We start from the raw sequence: 6,048 nt of genomic DNA, 5'->3' as shown, positions 1-6,048 counted from the left end.
GACGAAGCCCTCTCCCTCAACCCCGACATCGTCTCCACCGCCTGCCCCTTCTGCCTCGTCATGCTCACCGACTCCGTCAACGGCAAGAAGAACGATGGCAAGGCGCCGGAGTCGCTCCAGGTGGTCGATGTCGCCCAGCTGCTGCTGGACTCCGTCAAGACCCCGGCCGAGCCGGCCGGCGAGGCCGCACCGGACACGCAACCGGAGCCTCAGCCGGTGGAGTAGTCCGATCGTCGGCGCAACGCCCGGTGCCGGCATCGGGCGTTGCGCCGACGCCCCGTGAGGCAGCGACGAGGGGGCAGGACAGATGGACTCGCAGCAGATACCGCCGCCGTCGGACGGGCGGCGGCGTTCGGAACGGACCCGCAAGGGCTATGCCACGGACTGGAGCGCCTGGTCGAGGTTCTGCGCCGAGTGCGACCTCCCCTTATCGGCCGTCACCTCCACCACCCTGGTGCGGTTCGTGGACTGGCTGTGGACGCAGCCGGGCTGGAAGCAGGGCACTCGCACGGCACCGTCCACCATCGACCGGCGCATCGCCGGCACGGTGGTCACGGCCCGCACCGACCATGGACTCACCCTGGAGAAGGGCGTGGCCCGCCGCGCCCGCCAGCGGCTGAAGCAGCTGGTCGCCCAGCTGGACGGGGAAGCCGAGATACGCGGCCGGGGCCCCTGGCCCTGGCCCGAGCAGGACACCCCCGCCCCGCCGGCCGTCACCACCCGCTGAACCAGGGCCGCCCCGCCCACGGACCCGCCTACCGACTCCGGTGGAACAGGAAGCCGATCAGCGCCTCCAGATCGCGCGCCGGGACCGGATGGAGGCGGGCCGCCCGCAACTGGGCACGCGCCGCCTCCAGGTGCCGGTGCGCCTCCTCCCGTGCCGTGGCGAGGCCGCCGGCGGCTTCGGCGAGGGCGGCCGCCCGGGCCGCCGTCCGGTCGTCCATCGGCGCGGAGCGGCCCAGCAGCGCGGCGAGGTCGCGGGACTCCGGTCCACCGTCGGCGAGCGCGGCCAGTACGGGGCGGGTCTTCTTGCCCCGCCGCAGGTCGCCGCCGACGGGCTTGCCGGTCAGCGCCGGGTCGCCCCAGATGCCCAGCAGGTCGTCCACGGTCTGGAAGGCGATGCCCAGGTGCCGGCCGGCCCGGTCCAGCGCGGTGACCGACTCGTCCGGGGCCCCGGCGAGTTCGGCGCCGAGGGCCAGGGCGCAGCCGAGCAGCACGCCTGTCTTCCGCTCGGCCACGGAGCGGTACTCCTCGGGCGGTACGGCTTCGGGGCCCGTCCAGGGGCGGTGCTCCAGCAGCAGGTCGTCGGCCTGCCCGGACACCAGGGTGGTGAGGGTGGCGCACAGCCGGCGCACCGCGGCCGAGGCAGCCGGCCCGCCCGCCTCCGCGAGGGTCCGTACGGCCAGGGCGTGCAGCGCGTCCCCGGCCAGCACCGCGGGCCCGGTGCCGAAGGCCCGCCAGGCCGCGGCCCGGCCCCGCCGGGTGGTGTCCCCGTCCATGAGGTCGTCGTGCAGCAGCGAGAAGGTGTGCACCAGTTCCACCGCCACCGCCGCGGGGACGGCGCTCTCACCGGGCGCGCCCATCGTTTCCGCGCCCAGCACCGCCAGGGCGCCCCGCAGCCCCTTGCCCTCCGAGGCGTCCGGGGCGGGGGTGCCGGCCGCGTCGCTCCAGCCGAGCGCGTAGCCGGCCATGCCGCCGATCCAGGGGTGCAGGGTCCCGACGGCCTCGGCCAGGGCCGGCCGCACCAGCCCGCGGCACCGCGTCAGGACGGAGCGCGCCCGGGCGCCGTCCGCCGCCACCGACTCACCAGCCGCCACCGCGCCCGCCGAGGGGGTCATCGCAGGGCCTCCGGATCGGCGGAGCGCAGTTCCTCGGCCGGACTCGGCGCGGCGGCGGCCGCCCGGCGCGGGTCGGGCAGCGGGCCGACGCCGAGCTCGTCCGCCGCCGCGGCCGCCATCTGCCGGGCCTGGCGCAGTCCGATCCGTTCCAGCAGGGCCCGTATCCCGACCAGTTCGCTCGCGGTCTCCCGCGGGTCCCGGCCGAGCCGCGCCCGTGCCTTGGCCAGCCCGAGCCGGGCGAGCGCCGTGCCCCGGGCCTCGCCCATCCCGGCGAACTCCTCCAGCGCCTGCTCGTACAGCTCGCGCGCCTCCCGGTAGCGCCCGGCGCGGTACAGGACGTTGCCGCGCATCTTGTGGTTGTAGGCCAGCGCGCTGGTCAGGCCTATCTCCCGGCAGGCGTCCTCCGCCCTGGCCAGCAGCGCCAGGGCGCGTTCGGTGTCGCCGTCGCGCACCGAGACCACGTCGGCGACCCCGCGCAGCGCCCAGGCCCAGCCGCGCCGGTCCTCGGCCCGCAGGGCGGTGTCGGCCGCCTCCTCGAAGAGGGCCAGGGCCTTGTCGTACGAGCCGGTGTTGCGGTGGATCTGGGCGATGCCCTCCAGCGCCCAGACGGTGTGCCGGGCCTCGCCCCGCCGGCGGGCCTCGGCCAGGAGCTGCTCGTGCAGCAGGGCGACCGCCTCGTAGTCGCCCTGGATCCGGCCCGTCTCGGCCAGCCCGGCCAGCGAGTACCCGCGCACCACGACGTCCCCGCCCCGCTCGCCCCACTCGGCCGCCAGCCGCAGCAGCCGGTAGGCCAGCCGGAAGGCGCCCCGCTGGCGGGCGAGGGTGCCGCCGCTCCACAACGCCCAGGCCATGGCGCCTGGCTGGTCCGCCGAACGGGCCGCCCGGAAGCTCTCCTTCCAGGCCTGGTCGGCCTCCTCCGCACGGCCCAGCCGCCGGTACGCCTCGGCGACGGCGAGCCCGCAGCGGGCCGCCTCACCCGCGTCACCGGCGGCCCGCGCGGCCTCCCGTTCCCGCAGCCCGCTGGCCAGCACCTCGGGCAGGGAGGCGTTCACCGACAGCGCGCCCAGGGCGCCCTGGTACTCCGGTGCGAACGCCTTGGTCCCGGCGGCCCCGTCCGTCATGTTCCTCACCTTGTCTCCGTCCGGTCGGCTCGACGCCCGGCAAGACGGTGAGGGGAAGCGGAGGTTCCACTGGTGACGCATGATCAGGCTCAGGAACGGTCCCGGGGTCCGTCTCAGGTACGACTCCCGGCGGCCGGGTCCCCGCCCAGGGGGACGCCCCGGCCGACGGGACGGCGGGCCGTGCTGAACGCCGCGTCCTTCCGCCCCGTACTCCCCCCGACAGCGCGATCGGCTCGGACCGAGAGGGAGGCCGTGATGGCCGGAACACGGGACAGCGGCGGGGCAGCCGGGGCGGTGGGGCGCCGCACGGTCATCGCGGCGGCGGGCGGCGCCGGACTGGCCGCCGCCGTACTCACCGCCTGCGGGGGCTCGGACGGCTCCGGGGCCCAAGGCGGCGCCGATTCGGCCGGACCGGACGCCGGCAAGGTGATCGCCAGTACGGCGGACATCCCGGAGGGCGGTGGCGCGGTGGTCGGCGGGCTGGTGGTGACCCAGCCCAGGGCCGGCGAGTTCAAGGCGTTCTCGGCGAAGTGCACCCACGCCGGGTGCGCGGTGAAGGACGTGGCGGACGGGCTGATTCGGTGCCCCTGCCACGGCAGCGCCTTCGACGCCTCCGACGGTACGGTGAAGACCGGCCCGGCCACCGTCCCGCTGCCCGCCACCGCGATCGCCGTCAAGGACGGGTCGATCGTGCTGGTCTGAGCCCCGACGCGGCCGGCGGCCGGGGTCGTGTGGTGGAAGCCGGCTAGCCGCCGACCGCCGCGACCGCTCCGCCGGCCCTCGCCACCGCGTCACCGGCCGCGCGCAGCGCCTCGACCGCCGCGCGGACCGACGGCCGGCGGTCGGCGTCCTCGCGCCAGGCGGCGTGGATATGGCGGTGCAACCGGTGGCGCAGCGGGATCAGGACGACGCCGTCGGGCACCGGGTTTCGGCCCACCCGGGGGGTCACGCACACCCCGAGGCCGGCCCGGACCAGCACCAGCTGGGTGTGGTGCTCGTACGCGGTGTGGGCGATGCGCGGTTCGACACCGGCCGAGCGCAGGGTGAAGACCAGCCAGTCCCGGCAGGCCTCGCCCTCCGGCCAGGACACCCACTCGTCATCGGCCAGCTCCGCGAGGTCCAACTCGGCGCGCCCGGCGAGCGGATGGTCCGCCGGCAGCGCCACATCCGCGATGTCGTCCAGCAGATGGACCCGGGTCAGCCCCTCGGGCACCGGCAGCCGCTTGTTGCTCCAGTCGAGCACCACGGCCACGTCGACATCGCCGCGCACCACATGGTGGATGCCCGGTTCCGGTTCCAGCTCCCGGGTGCGTACCGACAGGTCGGGGTGGTCCCGGCGCAGGGCGGAGATGGTGGCGGGGAACAACCCCCGGGCGGCGGTGGGGAATCCGGTGATCCGCACCTCGCCCACCACCTGGCCGCGCTGGGCCTCGATGTCCGACTGCGCCAGCTCGACCTGCGACAGGATGCGCGCCGCGTGGTCGGCCAGCAGCATCCCGGCGTCGGTCAGCCGCACCCCGCGTCCCCGCTTGGCGACGAGCTGCTGCCCCACCTCGCGCTCCAGCTTGGAGAGCTGCTGGGAGACGGCGGAGGTGGTCACATGCAGCCCCTCGGCCGCACCGCTCACGGAGCCGTGCCGGGCCAGGGCGTCCAGGGTGCGCAGGCGCTCCAGGTTCAACATGTTAGCGATACTAATCCATTGTGCGAATAAAAACTCGCTTGTGCTACGAGGTGGGGGCACGCCATCGTCGTCCTATGAGCACCCCTCTCCCATCCGCCGGCCCCGCGGCAGCGGAGACCCCGGCGGTCCCCGCGACGCAGGTGGACGCCGCCCCCACCCCACCGACCACCGCACCACCCACCCCGGGCTCCCCACGCCGCGCCCTGGACTGGCGGCTGCGCTTCGCCGCGCTCTCGCTCATCTGGGGGTTCAGCTTTCTGCTGATCAAGGTGGGCACCGGGGCGTTCGCGCCGCTCCAGGTCACCTTCGGGCGGCTGCTGTTCGGTACGGCGGTGCTCGCGATCGCGATGGCGGTCAAGTGCACGCCGCTGCCGCGCGGACTGCGGACCTGGGGCCATCTCGCGGTGGCGGGGTTCCTGCTCAACGCGCTGCCGTTCTCCCTGTTCGCCTATGCCGAGCTGACCATCCCCTCCACCCTGGCCGGCATCTGCAACGCCACCTCCCCCCTGTGGGGCATGGCGCTCTCCCTGGTGGCGCTCTCCGAGGACCGGCCGACCCGCCGCCGGGTGGCCGGCCTCGGCATCGGCTTCCTCGGGGTGCTGACGGTGCTGGGCGCCTGGCAGGGGTTCTCCGGCCTGGACGCCACCGGCACCGCGATGGCGCTGGGCGCCTCGCTGAGCTATCCGGTCGGCTGGATCTACGTCCGGCGCACCCTCGCCGGACGCGAGGAGTCGCATCTGGCGCTGACCGGCTCCCAGCTCTTCCTGGCTCTGCTGCAACTGACCGTTGTGGCTGCGCTGTTCACCGACCTCCCGTCCTCCTTCCCGGTCGTCCCGCTGCTCGCGGTGGCCGCCCTGGGCGCCCTGGGCACGGGGCTGGCGGTGCTGATCCAGTACGGCCTGGTCGCCGAGGTCGGCCCGACCACCGGCCAGATGGTCACCTACTTCGTCCCGGTCATCGCCACCGCTGCGGGGGTCGGCATCCTCGGCGAGGCGCTGACCTGGAACACCCCGGTGGGCGCCCTGATCGTGATCGCCGGCGCCGTCCTCACCCAGCAGCGGACCCCCCGCGGACGCAGGAGCACGCCTCAGCCGTAGGTACGGGGCGCCACCGGGGCCACCGCCGCGGCGACGGCCTCGGCCAGCCGCTCCACCTCGGCCCCCTCCACCTCCGAGCCCTCCACCTCCGAGCCCTCCACCTCCGAGGTCCCCACCTCCGAGACGGTGATCCGGACCGCGGGACCGGACTCCAGCCGGAAGCGCGCCCCGGGGGCCACCGCCCAACCGGACTGCAGCAGCCGGGCCACCGCCCCGGTCTCGTCCGGGACCGGCACCCATACGTTCATCCCGCTGCGCCCATGGGCCTCGACCCCGCGCCGCGCCAGCGCCCCGACCAGCGCGGCGCGCCG

7 protein-coding genes and 1 pseudogene are annotated in these 6,048 nt (G+C 75.5%); 4 read left to right on the top strand and 4 right to left on the bottom strand.

Annotation, left to right across the window (positions count from 1 at the left end):
- The coding region (locus tag ABZ945_RS32845; RefSeq protein ID WP_361277113.1) for a hypothetical protein at positions 1 to 225 on the top strand (225 nt) is incomplete at its 5' end.
- An 82-nt stretch (positions 226 to 307) separates the two neighbouring features.
- On the top strand, positions 308 to 727 hold the full coding sequence (locus ABZ945_RS32840; RefSeq protein ID WP_361277111.1) for a hypothetical protein: 420 nt from the start codon (positions 308 to 310) through the stop codon (positions 725 to 727).
- A 28-nt stretch (positions 728 to 755) separates the two neighbouring features.
- On the opposite strand, the gene ABZ945_RS32835 is transcribed toward ABZ945_RS32840, so the two are convergent.
- Entirely contained in the window at positions 756 to 1,838 is a 1,083-nt protein-coding gene (locus ABZ945_RS32835; protein WP_361277109.1) for a polyprenyl synthetase family protein, read from the bottom strand.
- Positions 1,835 to 2,959 carry a tetratricopeptide repeat protein gene (locus ABZ945_RS32830; RefSeq protein ID WP_361277108.1) on the bottom strand — a complete coding sequence of 375 codons (1,125 nt, stop codon included), beginning with the start codon at positions 2,957 to 2,959 and terminating at the stop codon, positions 1,835 to 1,837. Before ABZ945_RS32830 ends, ABZ945_RS32835 begins: the two co-directional genes overlap by 4 nt.
- Before the next feature lie 255 nt (positions 2,960 to 3,214).
- Between ABZ945_RS32830 and ABZ945_RS32825 the strand changes: the two genes are divergently transcribed.
- Complete coding sequence (locus tag ABZ945_RS32825; protein ID WP_361277106.1) at positions 3,215 to 3,661, top strand: Rieske (2Fe-2S) protein; 447 nt, start codon at positions 3,215 to 3,217, stop codon at positions 3,659 to 3,661.
- A 43-nt stretch (positions 3,662 to 3,704) separates the two neighbouring features.
- Here ABZ945_RS32825 and ABZ945_RS32820 read toward each other — a convergent pair whose 3' ends face one another.
- Positions 3,705 to 4,640, bottom strand: a complete 936-nt coding sequence (locus ABZ945_RS32820) for a LysR family transcriptional regulator (RefSeq protein ID WP_361277104.1) — start codon at positions 4,638 to 4,640, stop codon at positions 3,705 to 3,707.
- A gap of 74 nt (positions 4,641 to 4,714) precedes the next feature.
- Here ABZ945_RS32820 and ABZ945_RS32815 point away from each other — a divergent pair, with 74 nt between their 5' ends.
- Positions 4,715 to 5,737, top strand: a complete 1,023-nt coding sequence (locus tag ABZ945_RS32815; RefSeq protein WP_361277102.1) for a DMT family transporter — start codon at positions 4,715 to 4,717, stop codon at positions 5,735 to 5,737.
- Here the strand turns inward: ABZ945_RS32815 and ABZ945_RS32810 are convergent.
- Positions 5,728 to 6,048 (bottom strand): annotated as a pseudogene (locus ABZ945_RS32810) (hypothetical protein); the annotation flags it as partial. The gene ABZ945_RS32815 and the pseudogene ABZ945_RS32810 overlap by 10 nt on opposite strands.

It is taken from the genome of Streptomyces sp. NPDC046887, assembly GCF_040644755.1.
In the GTDB taxonomy this organism is placed as follows: domain Bacteria; phylum Actinomycetota; class Actinomycetes; order Streptomycetales; family Streptomycetaceae; genus Streptomyces; species Streptomyces lichenis.
Note: the sequence above shows the minus strand (reverse complement) of the source record. Positions and strands in the feature narration are given on the sequence as shown.